Origin of the sequence: Kitasatospora sp. NPDC058162 (assembly GCF_042884005.1) — a bacterium.
Classification (GTDB): Bacteria; Actinomycetota; Actinomycetes; order Streptomycetales; family Streptomycetaceae; genus Kitasatospora.
Genome location: NZ_JBHVUS010000038.1, coordinates 73,762 through 87,729 on the forward strand (window position 1 = coordinate 73,762; position 13,968 = coordinate 87,729).

A 13,968-nucleotide genomic window follows, 5' to 3' on the forward strand; every position below is an offset into this window, starting at 1 on the left:
CCTCGCGCTAGCCGCGCCTTCGCACGGCCGGGCCGGCGCCTCCCCCGCGGGGGAGGCGCCGGCCCGGCCGTGCGAAGGCGCGGCTAGCGCGAGGCCATCGCCATCAGCTTGCGCGCCGCCGGGTTCTGCCGCAGCAGCTGCGCGAACGTGGTGTGCCCCTGGGTGGTCCGGGCGAACGCCCGCCACGCCGCCGGCACCGAGGTGACCGCCACGTGGAACAGGTACGGCCGCTGCTCGAAGGCGCCGAGCAGCTGCTTGCCCGCGCGCATCTCCACGCCCAGCCCGGCCTTGATCGCGAACGCGTAGTTCAGCGCCTCGCGGCGCACCGAGGCCGCGTCGCCCGCCTCCGCGACCCGCACCGCCCACTCGCCGGCCAGCCGGCCGGAGCGCAGCGCGTACGAGATGCCCTCGCGGGTCCACGGCTCCAGCAGTCCGGCCGCGTCGCCGGCCACCAGGACCCGGCCGCGGGAGAGCGGCGAGTCCTCGGCCCGGCAGCGGGTCAGGTGCCCGGACTCGATCCGCGGGGTGAAGCCGGACAGGCCAAGGCGCCGGATGTAGTCGGCCAGGTACTGCTTGGTCCGCTCGCCGTCGCCGCGCGCCGAGATGACGCCCACGGTCAGGCTGCTGGTCTCGGTCTTCGGGAACACCCAGCCGTAACTGCCGGGCAGCGGGCCCCAGTCGAGGTGGACCCGGCCCGACCAGTCGGCGGCGACCTGCGGCGGCACCGGGATCTCGGCCTCCAGGCCGAGGTCGATCTGGTCGAAGGTGACGCCCACGTGCCGGGCGATCCGGCTGGCGCTGCCGTCCGCGCCGACCACCGCGCGGGCCTCGAAGGTGCGCCCCTCGGCGGCCGTCACGACGGCCGTCCGGTGCTCGCCGCCGCGCTGCTCGACCCCGGTGACGGTCACTCCGGTGACCAGCACCGCCCCGGCCTGCTTGGCCGCCTGGACCAGGCGCAGGTCGAACTCGTCCCGGTTGACCAGCCCGAACAGCATCCGCTTGGAGCGGCGGGTCCGGGTGTACTGCCCGTCGTAGGCGAAGGTGACGGCCGACACCCGGTCCTGCAGCGGCAGTTCGAAGTTCGGCGGCAGGCTGTCCCGGGAGGGGCCGATGATGCCGCCGCCGCAGGTCTTGTAGCGGGGGTGCTCGGCCTTGTCGAGCAGCAGCACCCGGCGGCCCTGCACGGCGGCGGCGTAGGCGGCCGAGGCCCCGGCCGGTCCGGCGCCGACCACCACGACGTCCCAGACGCCGTCGGGCGGCTGCGGCGCCTCGTCGAGCGCCTCGTCGAGCGGGCCGTCCGACGGACCCTCCAGCGGGCCGTCCAGCGGGCTGTCGATCGGGCTACGGGAATCAGGGCTTCCGGAGTCAGTCACGTCGACCAATCCTATGCGTCCGCCCGGCGCTCCGGACGCCGCACCACCCCCCGACGGGGAAGCTCCCCGAAGCCCCCCGAACGGCTCCGCCTATGATCGGCGGTACCCCAACCGACCACCTCCGCCCGTACCACCCCCAGGGCGGACCAGTCCCCTTCGGAGCCCCGATGTCACAGCCCCTGGCCGACGCCGTCCGGTCCCTGATGGACCGTGCCCGCACCGACCTCGCCGAGCTGGTCGCCTTCCCGTCGGTCGCCGACCCGCGGCAGTTCCCGGTCGAGGAGTGCCAGAAGGCCGCGCACTGGGTCGCCGAGGCCTTCGCCGCCGAGGGCCTGACCGGCATCCGGCTGCTGGACACCCCGGACGGCACCCAGTCCGTCTACGGCGAGCTGCCCGGCCCCGAGGGCGCGCCGACCGTCCTGCTCTACTCGCACTACGACGTCCAGCCCCCGCTCGACGAGAGCGGCTGGCACAGCCCGGCCTTCGAACTGACCGAGCGCGACGGCCGCTGGTACGGGCGCGGCGCCGCCGACTGCAAGGGCAACATCCTGATGCACCTGACCGCCCTGCGGGCGCTGCGCCAGGTGTACGGGGACGGCTACCCGGTCGGCCTGAAGATCATCGTGGAGGGCTCGGAGGAGCAGGGCACCGGCGGCCTGGAGCGCTACGCCGAGGCCCACCCCGAGCTGCTGACCGCCGACGCCATCGTGATCGGCGACGCCGGCAACTTCGCCCCCGGCCTGCCGACCGTGACCGCCTCGCTGCGCGGCATGACGGTGGTCGAGGCCTCGATCACCACCCTGGCCGGCAACCTGCACTCCGGCGCCTTCGGCGGCGCCGCCCCCGACGCGCTGCAGTCGCTGATCAAGGTGCTCGCCTCGCTGCACGACGAGAACGGCGACGTCGCGGTCGCCGGGCTGGCGGCCGACCAGACCTGGGAGGGCGTGCAGTACTCGGAGGAGCAGTTCCGCGCCGACGCCAAGGTGCTCGACGGCGTCGCCCTGACCGGCACCGGCACCCTCGCCGACCGCCTGTGGGCCCGCCCGTCCGTCACCGTCCTGGGCATCGACTGCCCGCCGGTGATCGGCGCCACCAACTCCGTGCAGTCCACCGCCAAGGCCCTGATCAGCATGCGCGTCGCGCCGGGCACCAGCCCGGACGCCGCCCAGGACGCCCTGATCGCCCACCTGGAGGCGCAGGTCCCGCTCGGCGCGCGGCTGACGGTCGAGCGCAAGGGCAACGGCTCGCCGTTCCGCGCCGACACCTCCGGCCCGGCCTACGAGGCGATGGGCGAGGCGATGGCCGAGGCCTTCGGCACCGCGATGGTCACGTCCGGCGAGGGCGGCTCGATCCCGCTCTGCAACACCCTGCAGTCGCTCTACCCGCAGGCCGAGATCGTGCTGATCGGCGTCGAGGAGCCGACCACCCAGATCCACGCCCTGAACGAGAGCGTCGACCCGCAGGAGCTGGAGCGGATGGCCCTCACCGAGGCGCTGTTCCTCCGCCGCTACGCCGAACTGCGCACCGTCTGACGGGAGTTCGCACCGGTCCCGGGCCGCCCGCCGCGCCGACGGCGGGCGGCCGCGACCACCGCCGCGTAGCCGACCGCGCCCACCGCGAGCCCGGCGCCGGCCCCGAAGCACACCTCCGGGACGAGGTTGCGCCGCAGCGGGCTGAGCCGGTGCAGCACCCCGGCCGCGGTCGCCGCGGCCAGCACCGCGGTGGCCGTCCGCCTGGTCCGCGGCGCGAGCCGCACGGCCGGCCGCACCGGTTCGACGGCCCGCACCGCGCGCGCCGCCCAGCCGCCCATCGCGGCCAGCGCGAGCGCCGAACTCCCGTACTGCAACGCCTCGTAGACCGGGACGCCGGCCACCGTCCGGTCCAGTACGGGCAGCAGCCGCACCCCCAGCCGACCGCCGTGGGTGAACGCGTCCCAGCCGACGTGGGTGAACGCGCCGACCGCCGCCGAGGCCAGGAACCAGGCCGCGTCCGCGCCCCGGACACCCGCGCCCCCGACCGGGCGGACCGTCAGCGCCTCGGCGCCGCCCGCCCACCGCTCGGGCAGCAACCCCACCAGCGGCGCCCGCAGCAGCCCGTGCCACCCCGCCACCAGCGCGCCGGCGATCGCCACGTCCAGCGTCGGCACCGCCCACCAGGCGTGGGTCAGCCCGCCGTGCCGGTACACCCCGGGCAGCAGCGACTCGGCGAAGAACGGCACGTCGGGCGCCATCGACCCGGCCACCAGCGCCGAGGCCACCAACGGCCCGCGCCGACCGGCGGCACGCAACAGGGGCAGGACGGCGGCGGGATGGCTCAGCGTGAACGGCATGCCCCCATCCTGACGCCCGCACCGCCCACCCCACCAACCGGGGGCCGGGCCCGCAGCGCCCCCTAGGGGCCCGTCGTCGAACTCCCACCTGCGGGAGTTCGAAGACGGGCCCTACGCGGCGTCCGCCGTACTGGCCAGGCGGCCGAGCGCCACCCGGCAGCCCGCCTCCAGGTACCGCAGCTCCCCGCTGCGCCGGGCCTCCAGCGCGGCGGCCAGCCGCCGGTAGCGGCCCGGCGGCAGCAGGTCGGCCGACTCGTCGAGCGTGACGAACCGGCAGCCGCGCAGTTCCTCCTGCTGCAGCAGCAGGTTCCGCCGGCCCGCGTCGTCCAGCAGCCCGCCGTCGTACATCAGCCGCAGGCCGCCCCGGCGCGGGCCGGTGCGCGGCTCCCAGTCGACGGCGAGCAGCCGCAGCACCGAGGGGTCGAGGCGCAGCCCGAGTTCCTCGGCGGTCTCCCGCAGGGCGGCGTCGGTGGGGGCCTCGCCGCGTTCGACCACGCCGCCGGGGAAGTCCCAGTCGGGCTTGTAGACCGGGTCGACGAGCAGCACCCGGTCCTGCTCGTCGAAGAACAGCACGGCCGAGGCCACGGTGTCGCCGGTCGGGTCGGGGGTCTGGACGATCGGGCAGCGCGCGTCGCCGACCCGGACGAGTTCGGCGATCCGGTGCGCGGTCTCGCGCGGGGTGAGCCCACCGGTGTCGAGCATCCGGGCGTCGCCGACCAGCCAGCGGCGGGCGGCCCGGTAGCGGGGCAGGTGCTCGTAGCACCAGGTGCGGACCCGCTCGCTGCGCTCCGGATCGCCCGGGCATTCGTCGCGGTGGGCGATGCGCTCTCGCAGGATCGTTTCTTCTGGGTCCAGCACGAAGTGGTGCACCGCGATCCCGTGCGTGGCGAGATCACCGAAGATCTCGTCCCGGTAGTCCTCTCTGAGCAGGGTCATCGGCACCACCAGCGGCCCGCCGACCTCCCCGAGCAGCGCGGCGGCCGTCTCGGGCACCAGCCGACGCCAGGCCGCGAGGTCCTGGAAGTCGGACACTGTGGCCAGCCGGTCGGCCGGAAGCATCCGGCGCAGCCCGAAGCCGACCAGCTCGGGATCGAAGAGCACGCTCCCGGGCAGCAGTTCCACCAGCTCGCGGCAGGCGCTCGTCTTGCCCGCCCCGAATGTGCCATTGACCCAGACGATCACAACGTCCCCTGCCCTCGACTTGCCCCGATGCCGTTCGCACCGGGCAGCGCCCCCGTCGGCCGAACCAGCGCCACCCGTGGTGGTACCCGCGCCACGCCGCTCCCCAAAACTGCTCGTCGCGCCCGCCCGCGGGCCCCGGCCCGCCCCTTGACAGCGGCATGTGCCCAGGCCACGGGCCCGGTACGGATATATGCGGACCGGCCGCCATCAAAGCCGCACCCTGCCGCCACACCGTTCGCACAGGAAGTCGGACCGGCCGACTTCCGGCGCGCGCCCCGACCGTACGCCGCTCGCGCCGCCCCTGCGCCCTCCCACTCCCCTCCGCCCGCCGTCCCCGCGCTCGGCGCCCGCGGCGCGCTCCCCCGCCCGACCGACCTCTGACCGCCCGTCCGCCCGTCCGCCCGTCCGTGCGGACACCGGCATACCGGCACGCGGGTGCGGGCCGTCCGGCCGATCAGCCGGACGCCCCGCACCCGTGCGCTACGGCCGTCCCATGAACGCCGGGTAGTACCCGCGGCTGATCCCCGAGATCCGGATCAGCGTGCCGGGCCGCGCGGCCTCCACGTACTGGTTGTTCCCCAGGTAGATCGCCACGTGCTGGATGCCCCGGGCGGTGCCGTCGGGCGACCAGAACAGCAGGTCACCGCGGCGCAGCTGGCTCGCCTTGATCGGCGTGGTCGCCGCGTACTGGTCATTGGCGACCCGCGGCAGGCCGATGCCGCCACGCCGGAAGGCCTGCTGCACCAGGCCCGAGCAGTCGTACCCGTCCGGCCCGTTGCCGGCGGTCCGGAACGGCTTGCCCAGCTGGGCGAGCGCGTACTCCACCGCGGTCTCGACGTCCTGGTCCTCCGCCACTCCGTGGGAGGAGCCCGAGGAGCCGGCGGAGGACCCGGAGCCGCCGGTCCGCTGCAGGTAGATGTCGTAGTGGGAGGTCCAGCGCCACTCCCCCTTGCTGTTCTTGAACCAGTACCGCGAGCCGTCCCAGCCCTGCTTGATCCCGCCGTTCGAGCCCTTCGAGGAGGAGCCCGACTTGGACGGGGACTTCGACGTGGACCCCGCGCCGCCGGTCCGCGCCACGTACACGCTGTAGTGGGTGGTCCAGCGCCACTGCCCCTGGCTGTTCTTGAACCAGTACCGCGAGCCGTCCCAACCGGCGTGCGCCGGGGCCTTCTCGGCCGCGGCGGGGGTCACCCCGGTGCCGAGGCCGATGGCCCCCGCGCCGACCGCGATCACGGCCGCCATGCCTATCCCCCGGCGGATCCGCGCGGCCCGCGAGGGACGGCCGGTGTCGGCGGGGCGGGCGGCGGTGGCGGGGGCGTGCTGCCCGGTCGGTTCGTCGGCGGCATCCGGTGCGCCGGTGTTGACGGTGCTCATCCCTGCTGACTTCCTTCACTGCTGCGAACGCACTGCGGCGTACGGCCGCCGGAAGGGCGGCTGCGGAAACTGCTGCGGACACGCGGTACGCCCCGGCGGAGCCGGTCCGTACCCTCGGCAGACCCCCGTCCGACCTGCCGCGGCCTCCGGTCGTGCGGCCGGAGGCCGCGGTGTGCCGGACGGGGGTTCAGTTCTGCCTGCGTGTCACGTTAGGCACGCGTCCGCTCACGGCGCGCAGTGGAGTGCGCCAAAGGAAGGTTTCCCGGGCGGCGGGCCCCGACGGCGCATCAGGGTGAGAACCCGTCACCGCCCGGGCGTGTCCGACGCCCCCTCATCAACGCCCTTCGGCCTCCGCCAGCAGCTGCTTCTTCAGCACCTTTCCCAGGGCGTTCCTGGGTAGTTCGGGCACCAGGACGACCCGGCGCGGGCGCTTGTGCACCGAGAGCCGCTCCGCCACGAAGGCCGTCAGCTGTTCCCCCGTCACGGCGCCGTCCGGGATGACGTACGCGACGATCGCCTGTCCGAGGTCCTCGTCCGGCGCGCCGACCACGGCCGCGTCGGCGACCGCCGGGTGGTCGCGCAGCGCGGCCTCCACCTCGCCGGCGCCGATCCGGTAGCCGCCGCTCTTGATCAGGTCCACCGAGGCGCGGCCGACGATCCGGTGGAAGCCGTCCGCCCCGATCACCGCGACGTCCCCGGTGCGGAACCAGCCGTCCGCCGTCCAGGCTTCGGCGTCCGCGTCCGGCCGGTTGAGGTAACCGCTGAACAGCGTGGGGCCGCTGACCTGCAGTTCGCCGACGCTCTCGCCGTCGTACGGCACCGGCTCGCCGTCCTCGCCGACCAGCCGGGTGCGTACCCCGTCCACCGGCAGCCCGACGCTGCCGGGGCGCCGCTCGCCGTCCGCCCGGGTGCTGACGGTGATCAGCGACTCGGTCATCCCGTAGCGCTCGATCGGGGCGTGCCCGGTGAGCGCCGCCAGCTTCTCGAAGACCGGTACGGGCAGCGGCGCGCTGCCGGAGACCAGCAGCCGGGCCGTGGCGAGCCGTCCGGCCGCCTCCGGGTCCGCCGCCACCCGGGACCAGACGGTGGGCACGCCGAAGTACAGGCTGCCGCCCGCCTCCGCGTACCCCGCCGGGGTCGGCCGTCCGGTGTGCACCAGCCGGCTGCCGGTGCGCAGGGCGCCGAGCACGCCGAGCAGCAGCCCGTGCACGTGGAACAGCGGCAGCCCGTGGACGAGGGTGTCCTCGGCGGTCCACTGCCAGGCGGCGGCGAGCGCGTCCAGGTCGGCGGCGATCGCCGCCCGCCGGATCACCGCGCCCTTGGGGGCGCCGGTGGTGCCCGAGGTGTAGAGCACGAAGCCGGTCGCGTCGAGGGCCGGCTCCGGGTACGTGGTCGCCGAGCGCTCGGCGGGGTCGACGGGCAGGGCCTCCACCGGCCCCGCGTCGGACACGGTCTCCCCGGCGGCGTGCGCCAGCAGGACCGCGCCCGAGTCGCGCAGGATGTGCTCCCGCTCCTTGGGGCCCGAGTCGGGCGGCACCGGCACCACCGGGACGCCCGCCAGCAGTCCGCCGACCACGGCGGTGACCGTCTCCAGCGTGGGCCGGGCGAGCACCGCGAGCGCGGGAGCCCCGGCCACCCGGTCGGCCACCGCGGTCGCCGCGCCCAGCAGCCCCTCCCGGGAGAGCGCCCGGCCGTCGATCCGCAGCGCGTCCGCCGCGTCGCCGTGGTCGCCCTGAAGTGCCGTCAGCAGTGCCATGCTTCGGTCCTCGCCCTCGTCCTCGCCCTGATCGCCCCGGGGCTCCCGCGCCCGGGCACCGTCGGGCCGACTCTACGGGCCGGTCCGGCGCTCCCAGCCGCCCGGGGCACAACGGCGGAGGGCGCGGCACCGAGCACCCGGTACCACGCCCTCCGGTCCATGGGACCCGTCGGATCAGCCCTTGCGGGTCTTCACCTCGGTGGTGAGCTGCGGCAGCACCTGGAAGAGGTCGCCGACCACGCCGTAGTCGACCAGCTCGAAGATCGGGGCCTCGGGGTCCTTGTTGACGGCCACGATGGTCTTCGAGGTCTGCATGCCGGCCCGGTGCTGGATGGCACCGGAGATGCCCGCCGCGATGTAGAGCTGCGGGGAGACCTGCTTGCCGGTCTGGCCGACCTGGTTGCTGTGCGGGTACCAGCCGGCGTCGACGGCGGCGCGCGAGGCACCGACGGCCGCGCCCAGCGCGTCCGCGAGCTCCTCGACCACGCCGAAGCCCTCGGCGGCACCGACGCCACGACCGCCGGAGACCACGATGGCGGCCTCGGTCAGCTCGGGGCGGCCGGTGGAGACGCGCGGGGTGCGCGAGGTGACCTTGGCGGCATTGCCGGTGAACTCCACCGACACGTTCTCGACCGTACCGGCGGCCGGAGCGGCCTCCGGGGCGACGGCGTTCGGCTTGACGGTGATGACCGGCGCGCCCTTGGTGACCGTGGACTTCACCTGGAAGGACGCGGCGAACACCGACTGGGTGGCGACCGGAGCGCCGTCGCCGGCCTCCAGGTCGATCGCGTCGGTGATGATGCCGGAGCCGAGGCGCAGCGCGACGCGGGCGGCGACCTCCTTGCCCTCGCCGGAGGACGTCACCAGGACGGCGGCCACGTCGTTGGCCTTGGCGATCTGGGCCAGGGCGTCCACCTTCGGGACGACCAGCTGGTCGGCGAACTCGGCGCCGTCCGCGACGTACACCTTGGCGGCGCCGAACTCGGCGGCCTTGGCGGCGATGTCGGCGGCCGCGGCACCCGCGCCCAGCACGACCGCGGACGGCTCGCCGATGCGGCGGGCCAGGGTCAGCAGTTCGAGGGCCGGCTTGCGGACCGCACCATCGGCGTGGTCCACCAGAACCAGGATCTCAGCCATGATTCGTTGCTCCTGATCGATCGTTGGATGCGCTGACGGGCGGGACTAGATGAACTTCTGGTCGGCGAGGAAGGCGGCGAGCTGCTTGCCGCCCTCGCCCTCGTCCTTGACGACCGTGCCCGCGGTCCGCGCCGGACGCGCCGCCACCGAGTCGACCGCCGTCCACGAACCCGCCAGACCGACCTCGTCCGCCTCGATGCCCAGGTCGTCCAGGTCCAGCGACTGCACCGGCTTCTTCTTCGCCGCCATGATCCCCTTGAACGAGGGGTAGCGCGCCTCACCCGACTGGTCGGTCACCGACACCACCGCCGGCAGCGCCGCCTCGACCAGCTCGGTCGCCGCGTCACCGTCCCGACGGCCCTTCACCACGCCACCCTCGACCGACACCTCGGACAGCAGCGTCACCTGCGGCACACCCAGCCGCTCCGCCAGCAGCGCCGGCAGCACACCCATCGTGCCGTCCGTCGACGCCATGCCACCGATCACCAGGTCGAACCCGGTCTTCTCCAGCGCCTTCGCCAGCACCGCCGACGTCCCGATCACATCCGAACCGTGGATGTCGTCGTCGTTCACGTGCACGGCCTTGTCCGCACCCATCGACAGCGCCTTGCGCAGCGCGTCCTTCGCGTCGTCCGGACCCACCGTGAGCACCGTCACCTCGGCACCCTCGTTCGCCTCGGCGATCCGCAGCGCCTGCTCCACGCCGTACTCGTCCAGCTCCGACAGGAGGCCGTCCACACCCTCCCGGTCCGTGGTGTGGTCGTCCGCGAAACGACGGTCACCCGTCGCGTCCGGCACGTACTTCACACAGACAACGATCCTCAAGCTCACGGCCTTGTCTCCTGTACTGGTCTCGTCCGGCGGCTGCGGCGTGCAAGCGGGCGCGAACACGGCACGCACCCGCTCCGGGCAGCGAGGTTCCCGTGCCGGTCCGGAACTTCCTGGCAGCATACTCGGCGGTAGCGCAGTGGTCACTACTGGCCAGTAGCTTAGGCCGGACGGCCGGCACCGCCGCTCGTGCCCATCCTGCCCCAGTCGGGGACCGACCCCACCTCAGGGGCGTTGCGAACCGTCGGCGAATCCGCGCCGGCTACCCGCCCGAGCCCGTCACACCGCCTGGCCGAGCGCCGCGATCACGTCCGCCTTGCGGGGCATCCCCGCCGCCCGGCGCACCACCCGGCCGGCCGCGTCCAGCACCAGGACGGTCGGCGTCCGCAGCACCTCCAGCCGACGGACCAGCTCCAGCCGCGCCTCGGCGTCCAGCTCGACGTGCGCGACCCCGTCGACCATGCCCGCCACCTCGGCGAGCAGCCGCCGGGTCGCCCGGCACGGCTGGCAGAAGGCGGTGGAGAACTGCACCAGGGTCGCCCGCTCACCGAGCGGCCCGCCCAGATCCGCCTCCGACAGCCGTACCGTCCCGTCCTTGGTGCGCACCCGCAGCCTCCCGTCGTGCCCTGCCCTCAACAGCCCGAACCCGGTCGCCACCGCCAGCACGACGAGGCACACCACGAGTCCAGTCATCCCTCCAGTCTGCGGCAGCGCGTACGGGCTCCGAAAGGGAGGTCGACCTCCCGACACCGGGCCCGTACGATCGGCGAGTGGACTCCGACCGCACCTCCCCGCCGCTGCTGACCGTCCGTCGCGTCGCCGACCCGGGGCCGGTCACCGCCGCCCGCTGTCGCTGACGCGCCCGCCGCAGCCGCCCGTCGCGACCCTCCCGGAGCCCCCGTGCAGATCGACCCCCGTGGTCCCCGCTTCGCCGCCGTGCTCACCAGCGTGCTGCTGGTCGCCGTCCTGATCACCGGGAACGGCCTGCTGCTGGCCGTCCAGGCCCTCGTCTTCCTGCTCGGCGCGGCCGGCGGCCCACGCCTCTCGCCGTACAACTGCCTGTTCCACACCCTCATCGCCCCCCGCCTGCCGCCGCCCACCACGACCGAGGACGAGCGGCCGCTGCGCTTCGCCCAGGGCGGCGGGGCCGTCTTCGCCGTCGTCGGCACCCTCGGCTACCTCACCGGCGTCACCTGGCTCGGCCTGATGGCCACCGGGTTCGCCCTGACCGCGGCCTTCCTGAACGCGGTCTTCGGCTACTGCCTGGGCTGCGAGATCTACCCGATCGTCCGGCGCGCCCAGGGCCGCTCGGGCGCGGGGGCCTGACCGGCCCCGGGCCCGGCCCCCGAAAAGTTCCCGGCCGGATTCATCACGGAGATCACACGGCGAATATTCGCTTGACCGCACGCCTCAGGTGACACGGGGCACTCGTTCGGGGGATCATCTCCGTGTATCACCCGTGACCGCCGCGGCGTGCCGTGCTCCGGTCGGCTCCCGCGCACGGCGCGGGTACCCGCCGTACCGGGCTCCGGCCCGTGGAAGTCAGGACTGACCGTGGCAGAGTTCGTCTACCCGCCGGTGATCGGCGCCGCACTCACCGCCTTCCGCGCGCTCGACGTGCGGATCAAGATCATCGGCGCCGAGCACATCCCCGCCAGGGGCGGAGCGGTGCTGGTCAGCAACCACATCAGCTACCTGGACTTCCTCTTCGCCGGCCTCGGCGCCTACCGCGGCGGCAAGCGCAAGACCCGCTTCATGGCCAAGGACGACGTCTTCCGGCACAGCGTCTCCGGCCCGCTGATGCGCGGCATGAAGCACATCCCGGTCGACCGCACCGACGGCCAGCCCGCCTACGAGGCCGCCGTCCGCGCCCTCAAGGCCGGCGAGGTCGTCGGGGTCTTCCCCGAGGCGACCATCAGCCGCTCGTTCATGCTGAAGAAGTTCAAGACCGGCGCCGCCCGGATGGCCGCCGACTCCGACACCCCGCTGCTGCCCGTCATCCTCTGGGGCACCCAGCAGCTCTGGACCAAGGGCCGTCCGAAGACCCTCACCAAGCGCCACGTCCCGGTGACGATCATGATCGGCGAACCGATTCACCTCGGCCCGGGCGACAAGCCCGTGATGGTCACCAGAAAGCTGCGCGCCGCCATGAGCGAGATGCTCGACCGGGCCCAGCGCGAGTACCCCGGCAAGCCCTCCGGCCCCGACGACACCTGGTGGCTGCCCGCCCAGCTCGGCGGCACCGCGCCGACCCTGGAGGTCGCGGAGGCCGAGGACGAGGCCGAGGCCCTCGCCAAGGCCGAGCGCCGCGCCGCCCGGGGCTGATCCGCCCCGCACGCCGGGCCGCCCTCCACCCGCACCCCTTCTACTCCGTGTGACCGAGCGGACGCGTTCCGTCGCGTGTCGCCCGGTCGCCGACACCCTCCGTCTGACACAGTGACAGCTCCTTCCAGGGGTCCCCCTCCTGGGGGCGTCCCGTGCTCCTCCCCAGCGGAGCCGGGACACACGTCGAAGCGGTCGGAAAGGTCGGAGACGGAGATGACACGGAGCGCCGAGACACGGCAGTCCGCCAGCAGCAAGGCCCGCATCCGCGCAACCGCCGGTGCGGGCCTCCTGCTTGTGGGCACCCTGCTCACCGGGTGCGGGGCCGAACCCGGCGACATCCCGCTCTCCGAGATCCGCCCGGAGTCCCCCACCGCCACCCCCGACCCGACCCCGACCGCGACCCCGGGCGTCGTCGGCGCCGCCAACGCCGACGTCCACAACGGACTGATCGTCAGCCGGGCCTACACCGACGCCGCCCGCACCACCAGCGCCATCGTCACCCTCGGCCCGGACGGCGCCGGCCAGCACCAGATCACCCAGCCGCCCGAGCGCGCCCGCGACGACCGGCCCGACTGGGCCCCCGACGGCAGCGCCGTCGCCTTCGACCGCACCGACCCGCAGTCCGGCACCGCCCGCCTCTGGACGGTCACCGCCACCGGCGACAACGCCCACCAGATCAGCCAGCTCTGCGACACCGGCAGCGGCACCGCCGACTGCGCCAACGAGGACGAACGCGCCCCCGCCTTCTCCCCGGACGGCAAGCAGCTCGCCTTCAGCCGCTCCTGGGGCGCCCTCGACCAGGCCCACAACAACCAGGTCCAGTACTCGGACCTCTACCTGATGAGCCCCGACGGCACCAACGTCCAGCGGCTCACCTTCCTGACGAACGACAAGCCCCACTCCGGCACCGTCAGCAACCCCAGCTGGTCCCCCGACGGCAAGCAGCTCACCTTCGAGTACCGCACCAGCGCCACCGGACAGCCCGCCAACAGCCGCGCCGTCTACGTGGTCGGCGTGGACGGCACCGGGCTCCGCCAGCTCACCCCCTGGGAACTGCGCGCCGGCGACCGCGCGGCCTGGTCCCCCGACGGCACCCAGATCCTCTTCACCACCTACCCGGCCGGCCCCGACAACGCCCCCGGCGGCGGCATCTACACCGTCCACCCCGACGGCACCGCCATCGGCGCCCTCACCCCGGCCCCCTCCACCGCCTTCTACGGCAGCGCGGCCTACGCACCCGACGGCAAGTCCATCGTCTTCGCCCAGGCCCCCTCGGGCGCCGGCGCCGACCTCTACAGCATGCGCCCCGACGGTACGGGCGTCGCCCGGCTCACCAACGCCGCGGACAAGGGGCTCGACCGGCCGTCCTGGGGCACCGCGGCAGCGCCGGCGGTGCAGGTCGCCCAGTCCGAGGCACCGTCGGCGGCAGCCTCAGCGGGCCCGTCCGCGACTCCTTCGGCAGCGGCCTCGGCACCGGCTCAGGCCCAGGGGCAGCCGAAGACCGATGACACCCAACCGCAGGACGAGGACGACAACTGAGCGGAAATGCGAAAAGCCCCTGATCCGAAAGGATCAGGGGCTTTTCTGAATGATTGTTCGGCGGCGTCCTACTCTCCCACAGGGTCCCCCCTGCAGTACCATCGGCGCTGTGAGGCTTAGCTTCC

The 13,968-nt window shown here is 74.2% G+C and carries 12 protein-coding genes; 4 read left to right on the top strand and 8 right to left on the bottom strand.

Translation table 11 applies throughout. The features are described from left to right. Positions 1–83: 83 nt before the first annotated feature. A complete protein-coding gene (locus ACFVXG_RS38880) occupies positions 84–1,235 on the bottom strand; it encodes a geranylgeranyl reductase family protein (RefSeq protein WP_387934802.1) in 1,152 nt (383 codons plus the stop codon). Positions 1,236–1,540: 305 nt separating this feature from the next. Here ACFVXG_RS38880 and ACFVXG_RS38885 point away from each other — a divergent pair, with 305 nt between their 5' ends. After that, positions 1,541–2,905, top strand: a complete 1,365-nt coding sequence (locus ACFVXG_RS38885) for a dipeptidase (RefSeq protein ID WP_387934774.1) — start codon at positions 1,541–1,543, stop codon at positions 2,903–2,905. On the opposite strand, the gene ACFVXG_RS38890 is transcribed toward ACFVXG_RS38885, so the two are convergent. The 7 genes from ACFVXG_RS38890 to ACFVXG_RS38920 all read right to left on the bottom strand — a co-directional run bounded on the left by ACFVXG_RS38890 (position 2,881) and on the right by ACFVXG_RS38920 (position 10,672). After that, positions 2,881–3,702: a DUF4184 family protein gene (locus ACFVXG_RS38890; protein WP_387934776.1), complete on the bottom strand. Its 822-nt coding sequence runs from the start codon at positions 3,700–3,702 to the stop codon at positions 2,881–2,883. The two genes, ACFVXG_RS38885 and ACFVXG_RS38890, sit on opposite strands and share 25 nt — an antisense overlap. A 111-nt stretch (positions 3,703–3,813) precedes the next feature. Continuing rightward, positions 3,814–4,884, bottom strand: a complete 1,071-nt coding sequence (locus tag ACFVXG_RS38895) for an NUDIX domain-containing protein (RefSeq protein ID WP_387934778.1) — start codon at positions 4,882–4,884, stop codon at positions 3,814–3,816. A 480-nt stretch (positions 4,885–5,364) separates the two neighbouring features. Then, positions 5,365–6,258 carry a C40 family peptidase gene (locus ACFVXG_RS38900; RefSeq protein WP_387934780.1) on the bottom strand — a complete coding sequence of 298 codons (894 nt, stop codon included), beginning with the start codon at positions 6,256–6,258 and terminating at the stop codon, positions 5,365–5,367. Between the two features lie 334 nt (positions 6,259–6,592). Next, positions 6,593–8,014, bottom strand: a complete 1,422-nt coding sequence (locus tag ACFVXG_RS38905) for an AMP-binding protein (protein ID WP_387934782.1) — start codon at positions 8,012–8,014, stop codon at positions 6,593–6,595. A 174-nt stretch (positions 8,015–8,188) separates the two neighbouring features. After that, on the bottom strand, positions 8,189–9,151 hold the full coding sequence (locus ACFVXG_RS38910; RefSeq protein ID WP_387934784.1) for an electron transfer flavoprotein subunit alpha/FixB family protein: 963 nt from the start codon (positions 9,149–9,151) through the stop codon (positions 8,189–8,191). Between the two features lie 45 nt (positions 9,152–9,196). Beyond that, positions 9,197–9,982: an electron transfer flavoprotein subunit beta/FixA family protein gene (locus ACFVXG_RS38915; RefSeq protein WP_387713836.1), complete on the bottom strand. Its 786-nt coding sequence runs from the start codon at positions 9,980–9,982 to the stop codon at positions 9,197–9,199. A 276-nt stretch (positions 9,983–10,258) separates the two neighbouring features. Then, positions 10,259–10,672: a TlpA family protein disulfide reductase gene (locus ACFVXG_RS38920; protein ID WP_387934786.1), complete on the bottom strand. Its 414-nt coding sequence runs from the start codon at positions 10,670–10,672 to the stop codon at positions 10,259–10,261. A gap of 207 nt (positions 10,673–10,879) precedes the next feature. On the opposite strand from ACFVXG_RS38920, the gene ACFVXG_RS38925 reads away from it, so the two are divergent. The 3 genes from ACFVXG_RS38925 (at position 10,880) to ACFVXG_RS38935 (ending at position 13,843) form a co-directional block, all read left to right on the top strand. Beyond that, complete coding sequence (locus ACFVXG_RS38925; protein WP_387934788.1) at positions 10,880–11,305, top strand: DUF4395 domain-containing protein; 426 nt, start codon at positions 10,880–10,882, stop codon at positions 11,303–11,305. A 228-nt stretch (positions 11,306–11,533) separates the two neighbouring features. After that, positions 11,534–12,304 (top strand): lysophospholipid acyltransferase family protein, encoded by a 771-nt coding sequence (locus tag ACFVXG_RS38930; protein ID WP_387934789.1) that lies wholly within the window; start codon positions 11,534–11,536, stop codon positions 12,302–12,304. A gap of 213 nt (positions 12,305–12,517) precedes the next feature. Then, positions 12,518–13,843, top strand: a complete 1,326-nt coding sequence (locus ACFVXG_RS38935; protein WP_387934791.1) for a TolB family protein — start codon at positions 12,518–12,520, stop codon at positions 13,841–13,843. The last annotated feature ends 125 nt before the right edge of the window (positions 13,844–13,968 follow it).